This window comes from Cellulophaga omnivescoria (genome assembly GCF_001999725.1).
GTDB lineage: Bacteria > Bacteroidota > Bacteroidia > Flavobacteriales > Flavobacteriaceae > Cellulophaga > Cellulophaga omnivescoria.
The window spans coordinates 20,704-39,117 of the sequence record NZ_MDDP01000008.1 but is presented as its reverse complement, the minus strand read 5'-3'; the positions used below and the strand labels follow the sequence as shown (position 1 = coordinate 39,117).

General features: G+C 30.8%; 16 protein-coding genes. 14 read left to right on the top strand and 2 right to left on the bottom strand.

All coding sequences use genetic code 11. The annotated features are described in order from the left end of the window. The first annotated feature begins 7 nt into the window (after positions 1–7). The 5 genes from BFJ87_RS04735 to BFJ87_RS04715 all read left to right on the top strand — a co-directional run bounded on the left by BFJ87_RS04735 (position 8) and on the right by BFJ87_RS04715 (position 4,283). The gene (locus BFJ87_RS04735) at positions 8–1,423 is read left to right on the top strand and encodes a RagB/SusD family nutrient uptake outer membrane protein (RefSeq protein ID WP_077400687.1); all 1,416 of its coding nucleotides are present in this window, start codon (positions 8–10) and stop codon (positions 1,421–1,423) included. A gap of 44 nt (positions 1,424–1,467) precedes the next feature. Next, positions 1,468–2,688: a thioredoxin family protein gene (locus tag BFJ87_RS04730; RefSeq protein ID WP_171974467.1), complete on the top strand. Its 1,221-nt coding sequence runs from the start codon at positions 1,468–1,470 to the stop codon at positions 2,686–2,688. Between the two features lie 78 nt (positions 2,689–2,766). Continuing rightward, complete coding sequence (locus BFJ87_RS04725) at positions 2,767–3,300, top strand: SRPBCC family protein (protein ID WP_077400682.1); 534 nt, start codon at positions 2,767–2,769, stop codon at positions 3,298–3,300. Between the two features lie 57 nt (positions 3,301–3,357). Beyond that, positions 3,358–3,603 (top strand): hypothetical protein, encoded by a 246-nt coding sequence (locus tag BFJ87_RS04720; protein WP_077400679.1) that lies wholly within the window; start codon positions 3,358–3,360, stop codon positions 3,601–3,603. Between the two features lie 176 nt (positions 3,604–3,779). Beyond that, positions 3,780–4,283, top strand: a complete 504-nt coding sequence (locus BFJ87_RS04715) for an RNA polymerase sigma factor (RefSeq protein ID WP_077400676.1) — start codon at positions 3,780–3,782, stop codon at positions 4,281–4,283. A gap of 329 nt (positions 4,284–4,612) precedes the next feature. Here BFJ87_RS04715 and BFJ87_RS04710 read toward each other — a convergent pair whose 3' ends face one another. Further along, positions 4,613–5,221 (bottom strand): RNA polymerase sigma factor, encoded by a 609-nt coding sequence (locus BFJ87_RS04710; protein ID WP_077400673.1) that lies wholly within the window; start codon positions 5,219–5,221, stop codon positions 4,613–4,615. A 116-nt stretch (positions 5,222–5,337) separates the two neighbouring features. Here BFJ87_RS04710 and BFJ87_RS04705 point away from each other — a divergent pair, with 116 nt between their 5' ends. The 5 genes from BFJ87_RS04705 to BFJ87_RS04685 all read left to right on the top strand — a co-directional run bounded on the left by BFJ87_RS04705 (position 5,338) and on the right by BFJ87_RS04685 (position 14,089). Further along, positions 5,338–6,510, top strand: coding sequence for a FecR family protein (locus tag BFJ87_RS04705; RefSeq protein WP_077400670.1), 1,173 nt, complete (start codon positions 5,338–5,340; stop codon positions 6,508–6,510). Between the two features lie 74 nt (positions 6,511–6,584). Then, on the top strand, positions 6,585–10,064 hold the full coding sequence (locus BFJ87_RS04700) for a SusC/RagA family TonB-linked outer membrane protein (RefSeq protein ID WP_077400667.1): 3,480 nt from the start codon (positions 6,585–6,587) through the stop codon (positions 10,062–10,064). 8 nt (positions 10,065–10,072) lie between these two features. Then, positions 10,073–11,557, top strand: coding sequence for a RagB/SusD family nutrient uptake outer membrane protein (locus BFJ87_RS04695; RefSeq protein WP_077400664.1), 1,485 nt, complete (start codon positions 10,073–10,075; stop codon positions 11,555–11,557). A 12-nt stretch (positions 11,558–11,569) separates the two neighbouring features. Continuing rightward, positions 11,570–12,616 carry a DUF4465 domain-containing protein gene (locus BFJ87_RS04690; protein WP_077400661.1) on the top strand — a complete coding sequence of 349 codons (1,047 nt, stop codon included), beginning with the start codon at positions 11,570–11,572 and terminating at the stop codon, positions 12,614–12,616. Between the two features lie 63 nt (positions 12,617–12,679). Then, entirely contained in the window at positions 12,680–14,089 is a 1,410-nt protein-coding gene (locus BFJ87_RS04685; RefSeq protein WP_077400659.1) for a TlpA family protein disulfide reductase, read from the top strand. A 62-nt stretch (positions 14,090–14,151) separates the two neighbouring features. On the opposite strand, the gene BFJ87_RS04680 is transcribed toward BFJ87_RS04685, so the two are convergent. Beyond that, on the bottom strand, positions 14,152–14,994 hold the full coding sequence (locus BFJ87_RS04680; RefSeq protein WP_077400656.1) for an RteC domain-containing protein: 843 nt from the start codon (positions 14,992–14,994) through the stop codon (positions 14,152–14,154). 270 nt (positions 14,995–15,264) lie between these two features. Here BFJ87_RS04680 and BFJ87_RS04675 point away from each other — a divergent pair, with 270 nt between their 5' ends. From BFJ87_RS04675 to BFJ87_RS04660, 4 genes are all read left to right on the top strand, one after another. Next, positions 15,265–15,732 carry a DUF7793 family protein gene (locus BFJ87_RS04675; protein WP_139344207.1) on the top strand — a complete coding sequence of 156 codons (468 nt, stop codon included), beginning with the start codon at positions 15,265–15,267 and terminating at the stop codon, positions 15,730–15,732. Positions 15,733–15,787: 55 nt separating this feature from the next. Next, positions 15,788–16,765 carry a helix-turn-helix domain-containing protein gene (locus tag BFJ87_RS04670; RefSeq protein ID WP_077400650.1) on the top strand — a complete coding sequence of 326 codons (978 nt, stop codon included), beginning with the start codon at positions 15,788–15,790 and terminating at the stop codon, positions 16,763–16,765. A 78-nt stretch (positions 16,766–16,843) separates the two neighbouring features. Next, a complete protein-coding gene (locus BFJ87_RS04665; protein WP_077400647.1) occupies positions 16,844–17,302 on the top strand; it encodes a MauE/DoxX family redox-associated membrane protein in 459 nt (152 codons plus the stop codon). After that, complete coding sequence (locus tag BFJ87_RS04660) at positions 17,281–18,354, top strand: hypothetical protein (RefSeq protein ID WP_077400644.1); 1,074 nt, start codon at positions 17,281–17,283, stop codon at positions 18,352–18,354. The genes BFJ87_RS04665 and BFJ87_RS04660 overlap by 22 nt, the downstream gene beginning before the upstream one ends. Positions 18,355–18,414 lie beyond the last annotated feature (60 nt).

The following is an 18,414-nucleotide window of genomic DNA, read 5'->3' as shown; positions in this document are numbered from 1 at the left end:
TTATACTATGAAAAATATACATATTCAACTACTACTCTTCACCTTAATAATTAGTGTATGGTCATGTGACGATCGTTTAGACCTAGCGCCAACAGACATTTTAATTGAGAGAGAAGTTTTTTCAACAGCGGAAAATGCAGAGGCAGCTTTGTCTGATGTTTATCATAAACTCTTTTTAGCCAGTACAGGGAATACACACGTTATTGCTGATGCATCTTTGCCTTATGTGGGCTTAATTTCTAATTCGTTCTACTCTAATTATTTTAATGGAAATTTGGTTTCCACAGATTCAGAAGTGGAAAATATTTGGACAAAATATTATGAAACGATTAATGTCGCTAATGTGTTTATTGATAAGGTGCCTGTTTTTGGTACATATGACGAAACTCTAGAGTTGCAACATATTGCTGAGGCAAAGTTCAATAGAGCATATTCCTATCTTATGTTATTATGTTATTTTGGACACGGTGGATTAACAGCTAATTTCGAGGGACTCTGTGTACCTTTACAATTGAAACCTTATGATGGGTACAATCCTTCAGATTTAATTCCGAGAAATACAAATTCTGAAGTTTATACTCAAATTGAAACAGATTTAAAGGAAGCTATAGTTGATTTGCCTGAAACATATGCTGATAGAAATAAAACTAGAGTTAGAGCAACTAAGGCAACTGCACGAGCACTTCTCTCTAGAGTTTTACTCTATAAAAGAGATTATGAAACCTGTGTTGAGGTGGCTACTATTGTCGAAAATAATCAGGAGTACTCATTAGAAAAGGAGTTGCGAGAATTGTTTCCAAATAACCCAGATGGTATCGTTTCTAACTTTAATGATGAAGTGATATTCGGGTTTCCTGTAAGCTCAAACGGTGGTAATTTTCAATTTGGAGCACACAACATTCCTTATTATATCAAAAACATTTACGTATCGTCTGACTTCATAGAAGCTATGGATCCTAATGATAAAAGAAGATTAGAGTTGATTTATGAAGGCAACCCAAACAATACAAATCCGGCTACAATTTATGAGCAAACAACTTTCAAGTATAACAATTCTGATCAAAGGGATGATGTTCAAATAATTCGATTCGCAGAGGTATTGCTTAATAAGGCAGAGGCATTAACTCAACTGTATGGAGTAAATATGGAAGCTATCGAATTACTAAATCAGATTAGAGAACGAAGCAATTTAAATTTATTTGTTGAAGCTGATTTTCCAACCAAGGAAAGTTTATTAACAGCATTATATTTTGAAAGATATGTAGAATCTGCTTTTGAGGGCAGAGCTCGATTTGACTTTATTAGGACAGAAAGACCCCTGAGAAATATAAATTTAACAGAAGATGAAAAAATATTTCCTATACCACAAAGAGAAATTGATTTGTCAGATAATGTACTTATCCAAAACCCAGGATACAATTAGAAAACAATTTAGAAAACAATAAAAATTAATATAATATGAGAATAATGTCAAAATTAGTTGTGTTTATCTTCGCTATTATGATTAGCTATCAATTAGAAGCACAAGAGTATAATATAAAATTCCTCAAAGGAGTCAAATGGAAGAAAGCATTAAAGATGGCTGAAAAAGCAAATAAGCCTATTTTCGTAGATGCTTATACGACCTGGTGCGGTCCATGTAAAATAATGGATAGGGATGTCTTTACAAATAAAGATGTAGCTAAATTTTTCAATGATAATTTTATCAATTTAAAAATGGATATGGAAAAGGGAGAGGGCATAAAACTTAAAACAGATTGGCAAATTGAAGCATTTCCAACATTACTATACTTTGATGAATCGGGAACGATTATTCATCGAGTTGTAGGAGCTTATGATGTTGAAGAATTTTTAGAATATTCTAAAATGGCTTTACAGGACGATAAAGTGGCTATCAATCTGCAGCGGAGATATGATAATGGAGAGAGAAATGGGGTTTTTATTTATGACTATCTAGTATCCTTGAGATTAGGATATCATAAAGATTTAGAGCGCTCAGTAGCTTTAGACTATATTAGTTCATTGACTAATAAGGAATTATTAGAAAAGGATAATTGGAAAGTTTTAAAGCATTTTATGAAAGATCCAAATTCAAAAGAGTTTCAGTATTTGGTGAATAATGCTGATAAACTTAAAGAGACTAACGGAAATAAAGAGGTGGATGATATGCTTTATAAAATTATAGCAGATAAAATTCAAACATGGACCTACTGGTATGGAAAAAAGCCTTTTGAAACAGAAAAAGAAGCCGCCCTAATTGATTTTTTACAAAGTTCTGAGTATAAAGATGCTCCAGGATTACTTGGTAAATTACTAATAAATAAATTCAAAAGATTGGAGGATAAGAGTCAATATATAGAAACTATCGACTATGTGGTTAAATTTAATTTAACATCAGATACTGCCGATATAGTTAATTATGTAAATACCATCGTAAACACCTATGAAAGTGATGTTGCATGGGCTAAAGCTTTAAAGTGGATACAGATAGCAGAAAATAAGGAAACGAAAATCGAACACAAAGCAGCGATATTAACTGCGAAAAGTAATGTTTTAGCTAAGTTAGGAAATAAGACTGAAGCAGAACTTGCTCAATTAGCAGCCCAAAAGGCAGATAAAGAAGCTGAAGCAGCGGGAACAAAGATACACACAATCCCTATGATGAAAATGAACGGAGGAGGATTTTAAGAAGAGATAACTATTTAAATATAGCTTTCTGATTTTTATACAAAGATCAGAAAGCTTTTAAAAAATTGATTTTTAACTATGAATACAATTAAAAGTGTTAGTTTTATATTTGGGTTTGTACTAACCAGTTTTTATGGTTACGGGCAGATGAAAGCGGCAAAAGCTATTCCCCCAAGTGTAGAAAAACGAGTAATGATTGAGGCTCCAGTGGATACTGTGTGGAAATATTTACTTGTTTTTTCTAATGTAGAAGAATTTGGTTCGTCAATTGTTTTAAATGCAAAAATAGAAGGAAAGGGTATAGGAACTGTACGTGAAGTTTTTTTTGCAAATGGTTCAAAAAGAAAAGAAGAAGTCGTGGTGATTTCTCCAAGATTTAAGAAAATTGGTTTTAAAGTTTTGAATCCAAATTCCTTATTTTCGAGTTACTTCTACTATTTTGAAGTCAATAGAGCAAATGATTTAGAATGTTTTGTGACTATTAAAACGTATTATGTTCTTAAGGATAAAGTTGATAAGAAGGATAAAAAGAACTTAAAAAGAGATGTTTTAAAAGAAACAGGAAGTTTCTTAGAGGGATTAAAAAATCAATTAAAAACAAATAAACAATAGTAATAATTATATGGAGACTATATAGTTTCTTTATTTTTATCTAATAAAGAATTTCCTATGACTATTCAGGATTCAATAGCGCGCCAAGACAGTATAAAATTCATAAAACTATTACCTGCTAAAAAAATAGAAAGCGGAGAAGGAGCTATGCTACCTAATGAGGTAATTGAATGGTATGAAATACAGCCATCTCTGCAAGTTGAAGAGGAAAATTCTTCTTTTTTTAACGATTATATAATACATTTCGGTGTTGTCTTAGTGCTCGTATTTGGCTTTATAATTTATAAAAGAATGAAGTCATAAAACAATAATTGTCCTATTTCTTATGAGAACCGAAGATTGAAAAAGAGATTGATTATTTGAAATCAAAACTTTTTAGATGTTTAGGTTTGTCCTTTCTATATTCCTAAATTTTATTTAAACACAAGTTGTCGGGTAAAAGCATGTTTTTATTTGACTGAGCTTTAATATACTATATAATGAAAACTTTTACAATTAATAATGAATTGATTTTTAACGAATTATACAAAACTTATTATGACGATTTATTTGGTTATCTTTTATCTTTCTCAACAAATAAAATAGTGATTGAAGATGTTATTCATGATACATTCGAACAAATTTGGTTTAAAAAAGAGCAAATTAAGATTGAACATTCTGTAAAGAACTATTTGCATAAAATGGCTTATAATAAACTAGTCGATTTTCACCGCCTTAATAACCGTTTGAATCTAATTAATTCAATTCGCCATTTAGAAGAGGTTCCTGAGATTATTGAAACAGAATCATATGAAATTACCTATAAACAACTATATAATTGTTTAGGAGTATTACCTCCTAAATGTAAAGATGTTTTTGTAGCAAGTAAGTTGGAAGGTATGAAATATAAAGAGGTAGCCTCGCATATGAATATCTCTGTTAAGACTGTTGAAGGTCATATGGCAAAAGCGTATAAGATTTTGAGATCGTGTGTAGTCTGTTGAGTAACGCGAATTAAATGAGTATCCCGAAATTAGTTGAGGATACTTCATATAGTAACATCTAGAATAGGATGTGTTAAAAAAAATTTGGAAAGACGTAAAAATGTATATGAGACTAATTTTTAACTTCGTATATAAATATTACTTATAATTTATATGAGTTAAATATGTTATAACTAACAATAGTATCACCCTATTTTTCTTAATAATATTTTCATATCAAATAATTTATAATTTACTCTATTTAATTTTAATTGTATTTTTTAATACAATAATTGATTTGCAACAGAACTACATCAAGTTATTAAAAGTATATATAACTAATGTTAGAACTATCTATTTCTTAATGTAATAAGTGATTTGTATTTTTTTATTTTTAAGATGATAATCAGGAATGGCTTGACATTATTATAAAGACTTTTTCGTAGTTTTTTATATGCCTTGGTTATTTGTCCTTCAACAGTTTTTATGGAAATTCCTGTGAAATCTGAAATTTCTTTATTCGTTAGGCCTTCAACTTTACTCAATTTAAAAATTTCCTTACATTTTTGTGGTAATTTATCTATTTCTTTGAGGATTAATGCTTTTAAATGTTCTCCATCTTCACAAGAAGAATCTTCTACTGTTTTTTGAAGTGAGGAATGGTATTCTTTTTCGATTAAAGATTTACTTTTCTCCCGATTACATTCATTTAGGAATTCGTTATATACGGATCTATATAAATAACTTTTTACGGAAAAATTGACATTCAAGCTTTTTCTTTTTTTCCAGATTTTTAAAAAAACGTTTTGCAATAAATCCTGAGCAGAGGCTTGATTTTTACAGAGTGAAAGAGCATACGAAAAAAGTTTTTTATCATATTGGTGCACTAAAAATACATAGGCATTTTCATTTCCTTTTTGCAATTCTTTTATCAAGATTCTATCATCTTTAAAGTTCATAAAGGGAAGGTTTTGAGTTTTTTTGTGTTAGTTTTTGGGTAAATGTAGAAAAAAAATATAAAAAGTGAGGGTGTTGAGTTTTGTGTTTGTCTTAGTATTAAGTGATTAGAATTTAAATGGAAAATAAAGACATAGAAGAATTAATTATAAAATATCTAAATGGTGAAGTATCTCCATCAGAATTGGATGCACTCAGCACATGGGTTGCCGTAGAGGGTAATGCTAAGGTATTTGAGAATTTTGTGAAATTGCATTATAAAATTCTTCTTATCGTTTCAAAGCCTGATACTGGTCAAATTTTACATAATTTAAAAGTGGAAATTAAAAAGAGTAAGAGGTTGAAAGCTTCAATGGTTTATAAATATGCTTTGGCAGCTTCATTAATTCTATTCCTTACGTTAGGTTTCTTAATATCCTACACTTCAGATTCTAGCAATCAAAACAGAAATCAAATAAATTCAGTAATAAGACCTGGTAAGGACAAGGCAATATTAACCTTGGAAGATGGGAGAGAAATTGAATTGGATGAAAAGGAATCTTTTAAAAATAAAAATGCCGTTAGTTCTAAAGGACAATTAGTGTACACTACTAATGTTAATAATTATAGTGAAGCGGAACTTTTAAAGTATAACTATATTACTGTACCAAGAGGAGGAAAGTTTGTTCTGAAATTAACGGATGGAACAAAAGTTTGGTTGAATTCTGAATCCCAACTTAAATACCCAGTCAGTTTTAAAGAAGGTGAGAACAGACAAGTTGAATTAGTATATGGAGAAGCTTACTTCGATGTCTCTCCTAGTACTCAACATAATGGATCAAAATTTAGAGTAAAGAATGAACAGCAATTAGTAGAAGTATTGGGTACTGAATTTAATATCAAAGCTTATAAAAACGAAACTGAAATTTTGACAACTTTAGTAGAGGGAAGTATTGCGATGAATAATGGTAGTCATACGGCTATATTGCTTCCAGGAGAACAGTCTAAACTCATTTTAGGGGTCAATGGTTTCGAAGTATATCGAGTAGATGCAGCTGATGAAGTTTCATGGGTAGAAGGGAAATTTAGCTTTACAAATAGAACACTATCTGAGATTGTTAAAGTGTTATCTCGATGGTATAATATAGAAATTTTAATTACTGACGAAGATATAAAGAATATAAAGTTTACAGGAGTTCTTAGTAGAAATGAATCAATTATTGAAATTTTAGAAACAATTCAAATTACAAACAATATAAATTATAAAGTAAATGAAAATAATACAAAAATTACAATAAAGAAAAAGGGATAAAACAAAACCTCTCACAGCCGTTATATCCCCTTAATTAGTAAGCAATCAAAAGTTTAACCACTCAAAACAAATTTATGAAAAAAAAACTGACTAACACTCTCTTTCTTCATAGAAGGAAGATTCTAACTTTAATTATGAAAACATTTATTTTCTTATTTTGTACAACCCTTTTTAGTTTTACTTCTAAAATTGGGTTTTCACAAAATGTAAGGATTAAAATTCCTACAGATCAAGTAGTATCTGTAAATGAAGTGTTTAAAATAATTAAAAATCAAACGAATTATACTTTTATCTATCGTTCTGATTTATTTGATAATTATCCTAAGATTAAGTTAAATAAAGGAACTATCAGAGCTAATAAACTACTTGAAAAAACTTTGGCAAATGGCAATTTTATATGTGATTTTTCATCTGGAAAAATAATCGCCATAAAAAAGAAAATAAAGAGAACTGATTATCAAAAGGATATTAGTACACAATCACAAGAATTTGTTACTGGGACTGTAGTAGATGAAAAAAATATTCCAATACCCGGAGTTAACATTATAGTAAAAGGAACAACAAAAGGAACAATGAGCGATTTTGATGGTAATTATAAGATTCGTTTACCATCTTCTAAGACTAACCCAATTTTGCTATTTAGTTTTATGGGATATAAATCTCTTGAAGTTCAAGTAAAGGAGAGAAGTAACATTAATGTGGCACTAGAACCGTCACCAGCGGCCTTAGATGAAGTAGTTGTTATAGGTTATGGTACTTCTACTGTAAAAGATGTAACAGGCTCCGTATCCAGAATAAGTGAGAAGGAAATAGGTTATGCTCCTATGGGAGCAAGTGTGCAGAGTATACTTCAAGGGAAATCATCAGGAGTAAATGTGAATATCCAGTCTGCTTCTCCAACTTCACCTATTAGCGTAGTAATTAGAGGTGCATCTTCGTTATCAGGAAATAATCAACCACTTTGGGTAATTGATGGTGTACCCCAATATTCAGCATCAACTTCAGGGGATATTGCAAATACCTTATATAATCTTAATCTTAATGATGTACAAAGTATAGATATTTTGAAAGATGCTTCTGCTACTGCGGTTTATGGATCTAGAGCAGCAAACGGAGTTGTTATTGTTACTACTAAAAAAGGCGGTACTTTAATGGATCCAACTATTGAGATTTCTAATAGAGTAGGGCTTCAAAAGCAAAATTTTAATGATTTTAAATATATGGAAACCCCGGATTATGTAAGGTTTTCTGATGCCTCGGCTAGAGAATCAGCAATGACCAAAGGGGGATTTGATTATTTTGTAAGATCTTATCTTGATAGACAAGCTTTTTATGATTTAAATACAAGTGAATTTGATAAAAGTGATTTTAAAATATTAGAAGGAGCATATTTTCCTGGTAATACGAATTGGCAGGATGAAATGACCACTAACCCTTTAACTTTACAGCAGGATTTATCAGTGAGGGGAGGATCAGAAGCAACTACTTATTTTGTGTCTTTTAATCATAAAAAGAATGAGGGTATTATAAAAGGAGGAAAAAGTATTCTTTATGGAGGAAGATTAAATTTAGACACTAGGGTGAGTAATAAGTTAAGGTTCGGTGTAAATTTAAATGCTTCTACTCGTAAAACGGATAACAAAGATGGAATGTTAGGAGTTTTAAACAAAATCAGACCTGATATTCCACCATTTAATGAAGATGGAACAATCTTTACTCAAGATCCTTATACTGAAAACCCTTATACAACTTTGAGAAATACAAACAAAGGAGAAGGATTGACTCTAAGTGCTACCGGTTTTTTTGAGCTTGATTTAACAAATAAACTTCAATTAAAATCATCTTTTACTAATAATTATTCTAATAGTGAATCTTTGGAATATAAAAGAAGAGGTTCTGTATTTAATTATAATGGACAGCGAACTTTTAATGATGCTAAGAGCTCAATTAATGTATGGGAAAACACACTTACTTATGCAAACCTTTTTAGAAAAAAACATGATCTAAGAGTATTAGCAGGTTATTCTATGGAAAATAGTATTTCTGAAAGTTACTATATAAGCGCAACTAATTTTCCAGATGATGAAATTTTAAATAATTTTGGGTCAGCCGCAAATCGACCTTACATAAGTGATTCTAAAAGTGAAAATTCATTGATATCTCAGTTTGCACGTTTACATTATAAATTTGATGATCGTTATATTATTTCTGGAACTGTACGTAGAGATGGGTCATCTCGTTTTGGTGCGGATCAGAGATGGGGTTTTTTTCCTTCAGGTGCTATAGCTTGGTTGATTACTGGTGAGAATTTTATGAAAAAAGAAAAAATAGAACATATTTTTTCTTATTTAAAGCTAAGATTTTCTACGGGTCTTACGGGTTCCCAAAACCTAGGGAATTACGATTGGATTACAAGTGTAGGGTCAAAACAGTATAATGAATTACCAGCTATTGTACCCAATTCCATCGGAAACCCTAATCTACAATGGGAGCAAACCAAAATGACAGATATCGGTCTTGATTTTGGTCTTTTTAATGATCGGATTAGAGGAACTTTTGGTGTCTATAAAAAAAATAGTAGTGAATTGATTTATGATTCACCCCTACCTCCGAGTAGTGCATTTAATGATATATCATCTAACGTGGCATCTGTTGAGAATAGAGGAGTTGAGTTTGATATTAAATATGATATTCTAAAAAAAGAAGACTCACGCTTGACATTTGATTTTAATATTGCTTCCAATAAAAATAAAATCACAGAGATTAATGGTACCGCAGAAGAACTAAATTTTCCTAGTAATTGGAATATTTATATGAAAGTGAAACCAGGTGACATAACAGGTGAGTGGTATGGTTTTAAAACAGCAGGTCGTTTATTAGTTACCGCAGAGGAATCTATTGCTTTGCAAAGCGTTGACAACGAGGGTAACAAGGTATACTATACTGATTCAGAAGAAACTCTCGGAGATATGTATTATATAGATCAAAATAAAGATGGTGTAATAGATGAAGAGGATAGAGTCAACCTTGGGTCATCCACCCCAACCGCATTTGGTGGGTTTGGATTAACATATCAGTATAAAGGATTTATGATCAACACAACTTTTAACTATGCTTTTGGGCATAAAAGATTATGGAATTTACCAAAGTCCGATATTAGAGGAACAGGAAGGTACAATCAAAACAATTTAGTGGCAGATCAAAGTGCAATTTTAAATTCACCATATGACGCGAAATTTCCAAGAATCGGGCATTATGGATTAGCAAAGAATTCTGATTTTTCTGATTTATATTTATATGATGCGTCATATTTACGATTGAGTACCTTAAATGTTGCTTATAGATTACCTCAAAAATATTTAAATGGGACACTTCTAAAAGGTGTTGACCTTACTTTTCAAGCCACTAATTTACTTACGATTACAAAGTACCCTGGCTTTGATCCACAAGGTAATTGGTCTTCATCTTCTATAGGTGCGGGTATGGGTGTTGATTATGGGACTTATCCATCCGCTCAGATATTCAATTTTGGTGTAAAACTTACTATAAAATAACAAGCAAAATGAAAAAATATATATACAAATTACATTTATGTCTCTTTTCTATCTTTTTAATCTCCTGTAGTGATTTTTTAGAAAAGGAACCACATTATTCATTAAATGAGAATAATGCTATTACCGATTTTAATAAGGCTGAAGCAGCTATTGGGGGTATTTATTCTACTATTCAAAAAGATACATGGGCAGGAAAATTGTATAATTCTTTGGCTTCAAAATCAGGGTTTGTAAACTGGTATGAAAATAATTATAGTATGCAGTATTCTCAACTCAACGCTTCAACAGAAATAACTGAAGCTTGGGAAAACTTCTATATAACTATTAATGCCGTGAACTTTGCTATTGATGGAATTGAAAACTTGCCTAGTGAATCAATTCCTAATGAGCAGGCAAGGAAAGCTTTAATAGCTGAGGCCAAATGTATGCGAGCTTGGACTAATTCTAATATTCTATGGAATTTTGGTCATTGGTGGTCAGGAGATGATGATCCTTATGGTCTGCTTTACAGAGATGAGGTTGTAAATTTAAGTAATGTAGAAAAAGCACGGTTAAGTGTGGGAGAAAGCTATATTAAAATTTTTGAAGATTTAGATTATGCTATTGAAAACTTGCCAAATTTCACGACGCCTAGGCATTTATCAAAGGAGTTTGCCAAAGTTTTGAAAGCTAAAATTATTTTGTATCGCTCTGGGTATAATAATAGTGACCAAGATTTGAATTTAGCTTTGAACCTTGTTCAAGAAGTATTGGAAAATTCACCATCAAATTTCTCTATGGAACCTGATATGGGAAATGTATATAAAGAGTCATGGGATTCTAAAGAAAATCTTTTTGCTATGTATTTAGAGAATAATAGTAGTAGAGCTTATACGTCTAGAGGGTATTCTTATTATATTGTTTATAGAGGAAATAGTCTTCCTTTAGCTACAGGAGCAACACTTGATGCAGGATTGAATTTTGGTGCTGATTGGTTTACAGAAGACCCTAGATGGGATATAGTTACAGGAGATGTTAGAGCTCCTGAAACATGGGATGATAGAAGGTTTTGGGCTTGGAAAAAATTAGCTCGACTTGGAATGTATGAGGGACAACAAAATTCAGAAGAAAAATACGCAACTTATTATTTTCGATACCCTGAATTATTCCTAATGAAAGCAGAGTTGCTTGCAAGGACAGGGGCTTCAATTCAAGAAGCTATTGCTCCAATAAATGAAATGAGAGCGCAGAGAACAAATCCTACTTTACCAAGTGTAAATCCAATTAATAGGGATGAACTAATGGATAGTATTTTTAAGGAATACTTTTTTGAACTCTTTCTAGAAAACGGAAGTGAGTTTTTTGCAGCTGCCCGTTTCAGAACTAATGGTAAAAGGTGGATTGAAGTCATAAAAAAAGATGTCCCTTTTTTAGAGAACAAATTATGTTGGCCGATTCCAGATGCCGAAATTATTAGTAACGTTTTAATGGAGCAAAATCCAGATTTAAATTAATTAGAAAAAATTATGAAATTGATCAATATACTTAAAAAGACATTTTGGTTTATGTCGATAACATTTGTGGTGTCGTCTTGTGAAGATGATATTGAAATTACCGTTCCTTATCCAAAAGATATAACATTTAACGATATTAAATTAAACCGCTTCTCATTCGAAATACGAAATAATCCGTTTGAAGTAGGAAGTGAAGAAAGCGGAGTGCTAATTTTTAATGCAATAGATACTGGTAATGGAGAGTTTTCTGGTTTTGCAATATCTAACAAAAATTGGAGGTCTTATCCATGGAGTCTTAGCCCTGATTTTGGTTCGAATAGTTTAACGCCGATTGAAAAACAAGCGGCCATTGATTCAACAGAGTTTAGTGTTTTTACCAATACACCAAATCGAACTGGTAATTTTTTAGTAGGAAATACAGAAAATGAAAATGCATTTTTTTCATTGAAAGAACCACGTATTATAGAGCATATTTTAGTTGCTAATACAACATATAATTATCTTTTATCAAAATATGGAACCATTTATTCAGGCACTCTGGATCAAAGTACGCTGCATAATACTATTGACGGAGAAAAGGTGAGAAATATTAAAATTCCGAATACTTCAACGAATAGGTACGGTAGATTCTTTCTACCAGGACCTGAGGATAGCAAGCTATTAAGTCTAGAAAACCATGAAAAGATAGAACGTGTAAAAGCCGGTTCAATTGCGGCGGACATAGCCAGATCTAGAGGTGCCTCTATTGAAGAAATAAAAAGGGATTCCGTTGAAGCTGCCAATGCAACAAATAAAGGTTTTATCAAATTAATAATTGAAGGATACAATCAAGGAAATAAGACTGGAGAGATAAATTACTATATGGGAGTAAGGCCAAAAGCGAACCCATTAAATCTTGAGCATAATGTTATTTTAGATGACTGGTATAAGGTTGATTTAACTCAACTAGGTAGCGTTGATAAAGTTTTGTTTAAAATGACTTCTTCATATGTTAACAATGAAGATAATATGTTATACCCGTCTTTATTCTGTCTAGATGGGATACGTTTGAGAAAATAATTGTAATAAACTTAGTATCTCTATAAAATCAGATGTATGAGATAAGTAATTTAATTTTAAAAAATGAAGGATAACATTATGAAAAAAATATTTTTGGTAATACTTGTTGCATTTCTTTTGGGGGTGTCCTGTAATGAACAAGAAAAGAAAATGAATAAAGTAAATTTTGCTATAATTTCGGGTGAATTATTAAACGACAAGGATAAAATAGTGCATATATACAATCCAAACACCTTGATAAAAAAAGAAATAGAAGTGAAGAGTGATGGTACGTTTATAGATACATTAAAAAATATTGAGCCAGGCATTTATCATCTTTATAGTAATAGAAATAGAGTCAAGTTTTACCTAGAAAAAGAGTATGATTTAAATTTAGTAGCTGATGTAAAAAACTTTAGAAATACATTACATATTACAGGTAAAGGGAGATTGGAAAGCGAATATATGAACAAAAGAGACTCAATTGTTAATAATCATTTTAGTAAAAAAGAAGAACTTTTTACATTAAATGAAGACTCTTTTAAATTAAAATTAAAGGAGCTATCTAATGATTTGCAAATCAATTTAAAAAAATCAGAAAACCTTAATCAATCATTTGTAGAGAAAGAGAAAAGAAATATCAATTATATATTTTTAAGCAATTTAAAAAAATACGTTCGCTATCACCCTTATTATACCAAAAATGATGAGTTCGAAGTTTCTAATGAATTTTTAAAGGACTTTAATGATTTTGATTATAATAGTGTTGTTGATTTTACTTTTGCACCTGCTTATAAAGAAATTGTTACCGATCACTACATGGATAAAGCTAGTGAAATAAGGAAAAAGGATTCTATCAGTAGAAACAACTCTTTGTTTAAATCGATTGAAACTATTCCAAATCAAAGAATTAAAAATATCTTAGTTTTTGAAAGTGTTAAGCAAGGTATATCTTATGCAAAAGAGTTAGAAGATTATTACCAGAAGTTTCTAAAAATTTCTACGAACAAAGAAAATGAAGGAGAAATTACAGAAATGTACTCAAAATTATTAAAAATTCAAAAAGGAAAAACATCTCCTAAGTTTCATAATTATTCAGACATAAATGGAAAAAAAGTTTCTTTAGACGATTTTAAAGGGAAATATGTGTATATCGATGTATGGGCAACTTGGTGTGGACCATGTATAAGACAGATTCCTTTTTTAAAGGAATTAGAAAAAAAGTATCATAATAAGAATGTCGAATTTGTAAGTATATCGGTTGATGAAGAAGAGAATTACGAGAAGTGGAAGAAAATGGTGAAAGAAGAGGAATTGGAGGGGATTCAGTTAATTGCTGATAATAACTTTGAGTCAACGTTTATAAAGGAATACCTAATTAACGGAATTCCAAGATTTATTTTAATAGATCCACAAGGTAAAATTATAGATCGTGATGCTCCTAGGCCTTCCAATGAGAGCTTAATTGAATTGTTTGAGGAAATAGGGATTTAGAGTTTTATTTGAGTTAGTTACCTTTTCCCCTAAAAAGGGCTACTTACTAGGTAGCCCTTTTCTTATGAATAATCAGAATCGTCTAATCGTTTATGAAGTGAAGTAATGAGTTTATCTAGAAATTTTGTTTTACTAGTTTTACGTGCCCTGATTTCAATAAACGTATGGTAATAGTTACCTAGGTTAATATTGAAAATTTGTTCTAAAGGAGAAGCTAATTTTTTTATATCTGCTGTCCCACTATTAATAACACCACTGCTATGGAGGGCGTAAATCAATTCTATTAAATCTGTTTTGCTTCCTGTCCAGAATAATGTTGAAGAAGAATTTTTCATAGTATTAGGTTTTGTGTCTTTAAAAGCTTGAAGTTTTTCAATTTCTTGCTGTAGGTATACAATAAGCATATCGTATGCCATTATCGTAGCTACAGTTGTGTCTTGACTTGTGGAAAATTGGTCATCAATAAAAAAGTGAAAGGAGCCCGTTGGTAATCTTAGATCAGATTTTCCTCTTACAAAATATTGTTCGTCTAGAATAGTGGCACCTCGGCGGTAATAATGATAAAACTCTAAATTTTCATTAAAAAACATTTGTAGTTTATTAATATGATTATTGAGGTACTTTATTTGGAATTTAGAACTACTTCTAGGACGTTTACTTTCAATATTGAATAAGCGAACATAATAAATTAAGCGGCTAAATATTTGAGGTTTAATATGTTTAAAAAAGCTGATTTCTTCAGTTTTCGTTTTGAAACCATTTTGAACTACTCTTTTTCGTAACATTTTTATACATTTTTCTGCATTGCTAATCCCGTTTTCTGCTTTGTATAAAATATCATCAGAACGAGACTCCAATGATTCTAATTTTGTTTCAAAATCTAATATTAACTTTTGGTATTCCATACTTAAAAAAGCTAATTCTTATTTTAATGAGTTATGCTAAGGACTAATACTTGTCTTGAAAAAAGTCGTAAACCTTCATCATACGATATTCTTGTGTGACTACACTTCATATGATGAAGCATAGTAAGAATTAGATTTCTCATAATTATTATAATCTTTAGAAATTTTATGGATATAATTTACTGTCTTTTACTGAAATTTTTAAGAATCTAGTTTGTTTACTCCTTAAAAGTTAATATTTACTCCTTTTTAGGTAAATGAAAATCCATTTTGGATAAGGTTGGGAAACTAACAAGGATTTGTCTTGATTTAAATTTTGTAAATTGTATACCAGAAATAACCAGTTTTCATTACATCATGTTAGTAACAGTTGGGAATACATATGCAACTTATGAACTCATTGACGATATCATTTATATCACTTATCGCAAAAATGTTATTCTAAATTTACAAGCTGCTGAAATTGTAATAAAAGATCAATTTTCTCTTCACTCAGGTTTGAAGCGTGGAATACTATGCGATATAAGGCACGTGAAAGCAATTGATAAAGCAGCAAGAGTTTATATGGCTCGAGAAGGATCTATCCTAGTAAGTGCACTTGCACTTATTGTAGATTCTCCTGTATCTATAATGATGTCTGAATTTTACTTGAAAACCAGTAATTCAGCCGTTCCCACAGCATCATTTAAAAGTACAGAAGAAGCCTTGTTATTTCTTAATAAGTATAAAGTACTGTAGTCCAAATAAGCAAACTCTTTTTAGAAGGGCGTATAAGTCCATTAAAGAAGTTCATATGGAAGAAAAAAATCTAGAAAGGATACATGTTATCAATGAAATGTTATTGGAATTGGCCGTAGGTAATTTTTATTATAGAATTGAACGTTCCTCAAATAACGATGAAGTTGAAGCTTTAATAATGACTTTAAATATGTTTGCAGAAGAAATGCAAAATGCAAATATCCATCAGAGGATTTTAAATTCATCCAAAATCCCTTTGGATATAGCTCAAATGAGCTTTGTCTTGAATCAAACTTCTCTTATTCAAATGGTCAATGCAAATGCTTCTGGAATCTTGTCGTATTCAAATGATACTTTTATAGGAAAACCATTTACATCATTCTTAGAAAATGAAAGTGCGCTAAAATGGGATACCGTAATAAAGCAATTCTATGAGAAGAATTTATTTGAAACATCTACACAATTAAAATTTAAAACTAAAGAAGGACTTAGTATTCCCAAAACGGTTTATATTTCCTTATTTCAGAATTTAAAAGGAACCGAGAATTGGCTATTATTAACAGTGATACATCATTCCAGTTATAAAGAACAGCTGGATTTAAACCTCAAAGGCAAAATAAATAATAAAGCTATAAATTTTCCTAACTCAAAAAAGAATAATCTCAAACAAAAAGTAAAATTGAGTTATGAGGATATAAGGAAAATAAGAACTGGATATGATAGAATTGTAAACAATGTCGAAATGGAATTCCCATCATTAAGAGAATTTGCCTTGGAATTGGGAACCAATGAATTTAAATTGAAATATGGATTTAAGGCACTTTATGGAATTACAGTACATCGTTTTTTAATACAAGAACGTTTGCGCAAGGCACAAATGTTAATTCAATATAGTGACGATTCAATAAAGTCTATAGCTTATGCCGTTGGATTTAAAAGTATGCCACATTTCTCTAGAGTGTTTAAGAAAATGTTTAACTATACGCCAAGTGACTTAAGAAATTACCATAACATAAAAGATAATAAGCTTTAAAGTAATCCCATTTGAGCAAGGAAACATCCTTTAAAAATAAATTGAATTCCAGAACTTTACCAAATCTAATTAAAGTTTATGACCTTGCTTCAGAAATCATATGGCTATATCCTGAGTGGTGGGCAAATTCTATTTATAATATTATTTGTCTATGCTGCATCCAGTAAATGGATTGAATTTTCTGAGTTTGAAATTCAACTTGGACAATCACCTACATTATCCGCATATGCTGAATGGTTAGTTTGGGTACTCCCAGGAATCGAATGTGTGGTCGCCTTACTTTTTATAATTCCTCGGTATGTTTTAGTCGCGTTTTATTTAAGTTATGCGCTTCTTGTGATGTTTACTACATATATAGTAGTAACCCTTTATTTTAGTGATTATATCCCTTGCTCTTGTGGAGGCGTTCTTGAAGTTTTGGGATGGAAGGAGCATATTCTGTTTAATGTTGCCTTTATTCTTTTAGCCGTTAGTGGTATTTATTCATATGAGTATATCCATAAAAATAATGTTCTATGTCAAGAAAAAAGATTGTAATACAACTTTCGTTAATTGCTTTTTTAAGCATTGGTTTCGTGACGTTTTTATTTTTAAAGTCGGAGTATAGAATGCATAGAAATAATGCCTTTGTAAGAAGGTATCCTCACCATCCTGTAAACAAAATACAGGATGTACCTATTGGATACAATTCTTATTATTTTGCAGGTTACTTTGAAAATAAATTGTACTTGGGAAATACAACTGCTCCTTTACACTTATTAGAAGTAAATATTAAAACTAGAGATACCTCACATATAATGATTAATCTTAATGAAAGTGATTTACCTTTTAATGCTGTAAACGTAAAGCTATCTCCTCCTTACTTTTTTGTGATGGATGGTTCCGTTCCATGTATTTATAGAGGAAAAATAAATAATTGGGATGCTCATTTGTGGATGAAAGACGAGGTCTACTTTATGAATGCTATTCCAATTGATTCTAATAGGTTATATATAAAATCAATTCACTTGGAGACTAAGGCGTCTATCTTGGGCCTTTATTCTAAGGTTGGGAATAAAAAAGGAAAGGTTACCTTAAATTTTGATTTGTTAGAGAGACAAATAGATGGTGTTTTTGATGTAGATGGTATGATGGTAACAGAAAAAGAATTAAGTGTTTTAAGCTATGTCTACTATTATCGTAATCAGTATTTGATTCTAGATAAGAACCTACAAATGGTCCAAAAAAATACAACTATTGATACTGTTGCAACTGCAAATATCAGCTTATCTGAACCTATCAATAATGGCGAAGTAAAGATGAATGCTCCACCACTCTTTATAAATAAATTAGCCGCGTTGTCACCCAAGTTAATGTTCATAAATTCTAATAGACTGGGAAGGTATGAAGAGTCTAAAATGCTCAAACAAGCATCAATTATTGACGTATACAACTGGAGAAAAAAAACGTATGACTTTAGTTTTTATTTCTATAACATAGAAAACGAGAGTCTCAGAGAACTTCAAGTGTATGAAAATTACCTGGTAGGACTAGTAGGGAATAGCCTATCTATATATGAACTAAAACCACAATTTTTTGATACGTATTAGCTTTAAAACTATAATGATAATAAAATCTATTGGCCAATAGCAGGAGTAAGATCGAAAACC

Bases quoted from the DNA above. Each gene is read 5' to 3' on its own strand.
- BFJ87_RS04735 (WP_077400687.1), top strand. From the start codon at position 8: ATGAAAAATATACATATTCAACTACTACTCTTCACCTTAATAATTAGT.
- BFJ87_RS04730 (WP_171974467.1), top strand. From the start codon at position 1,468: ATGTCAAAATTAGTTGTGTTTATCTTCGCTATTATGATTAGCTATCAA.
- BFJ87_RS04725 (WP_077400682.1), top strand. From the start codon at position 2,767: ATGAATACAATTAAAAGTGTTAGTTTTATATTTGGGTTTGTACTAACC.
- BFJ87_RS04720 (WP_077400679.1), top strand. From the start codon at position 3,358: ATGACTATTCAGGATTCAATAGCGCGCCAAGACAGTATAAAATTCATA.
- BFJ87_RS04715 (WP_077400676.1), top strand. From the start codon at position 3,780: ATGAAAACTTTTACAATTAATAATGAATTGATTTTTAACGAATTATAC.
- BFJ87_RS04710 (WP_077400673.1), bottom strand. From the start codon at position 5,221: ATGAACTTTAAAGATGATAGAATCTTGATAAAAGAATTGCAAAAAGGA.
- BFJ87_RS04705 (WP_077400670.1), top strand. From the start codon at position 5,338: ATGGAAAATAAAGACATAGAAGAATTAATTATAAAATATCTAAATGGT.
- BFJ87_RS04700 (WP_077400667.1), top strand. From the start codon at position 6,585: ATGAAAAAAAAACTGACTAACACTCTCTTTCTTCATAGAAGGAAGATT.
- BFJ87_RS04695 (WP_077400664.1), top strand. From the start codon at position 10,073: ATGAAAAAATATATATACAAATTACATTTATGTCTCTTTTCTATCTTT.
- BFJ87_RS04690 (WP_077400661.1), top strand. From the start codon at position 11,570: ATGAAATTGATCAATATACTTAAAAAGACATTTTGGTTTATGTCGATA.
- BFJ87_RS04685 (WP_077400659.1), top strand. From the start codon at position 12,680: ATGAAGGATAACATTATGAAAAAAATATTTTTGGTAATACTTGTTGCA.
- BFJ87_RS04680 (WP_077400656.1), bottom strand. From the start codon at position 14,994: ATGGAATACCAAAAGTTAATATTAGATTTTGAAACAAAATTAGAATCA.
- BFJ87_RS04670 (WP_077400650.1), top strand. From the start codon at position 15,788: ATGGAAGAAAAAAATCTAGAAAGGATACATGTTATCAATGAAATGTTA.
- BFJ87_RS04665 (WP_077400647.1), top strand. From the start codon at position 16,844: ATGACCTTGCTTCAGAAATCATATGGCTATATCCTGAGTGGTGGGCAA.
- BFJ87_RS04660 (WP_077400644.1), top strand. From the start codon at position 17,281: ATGTCAAGAAAAAAGATTGTAATACAACTTTCGTTAATTGCTTTTTTA.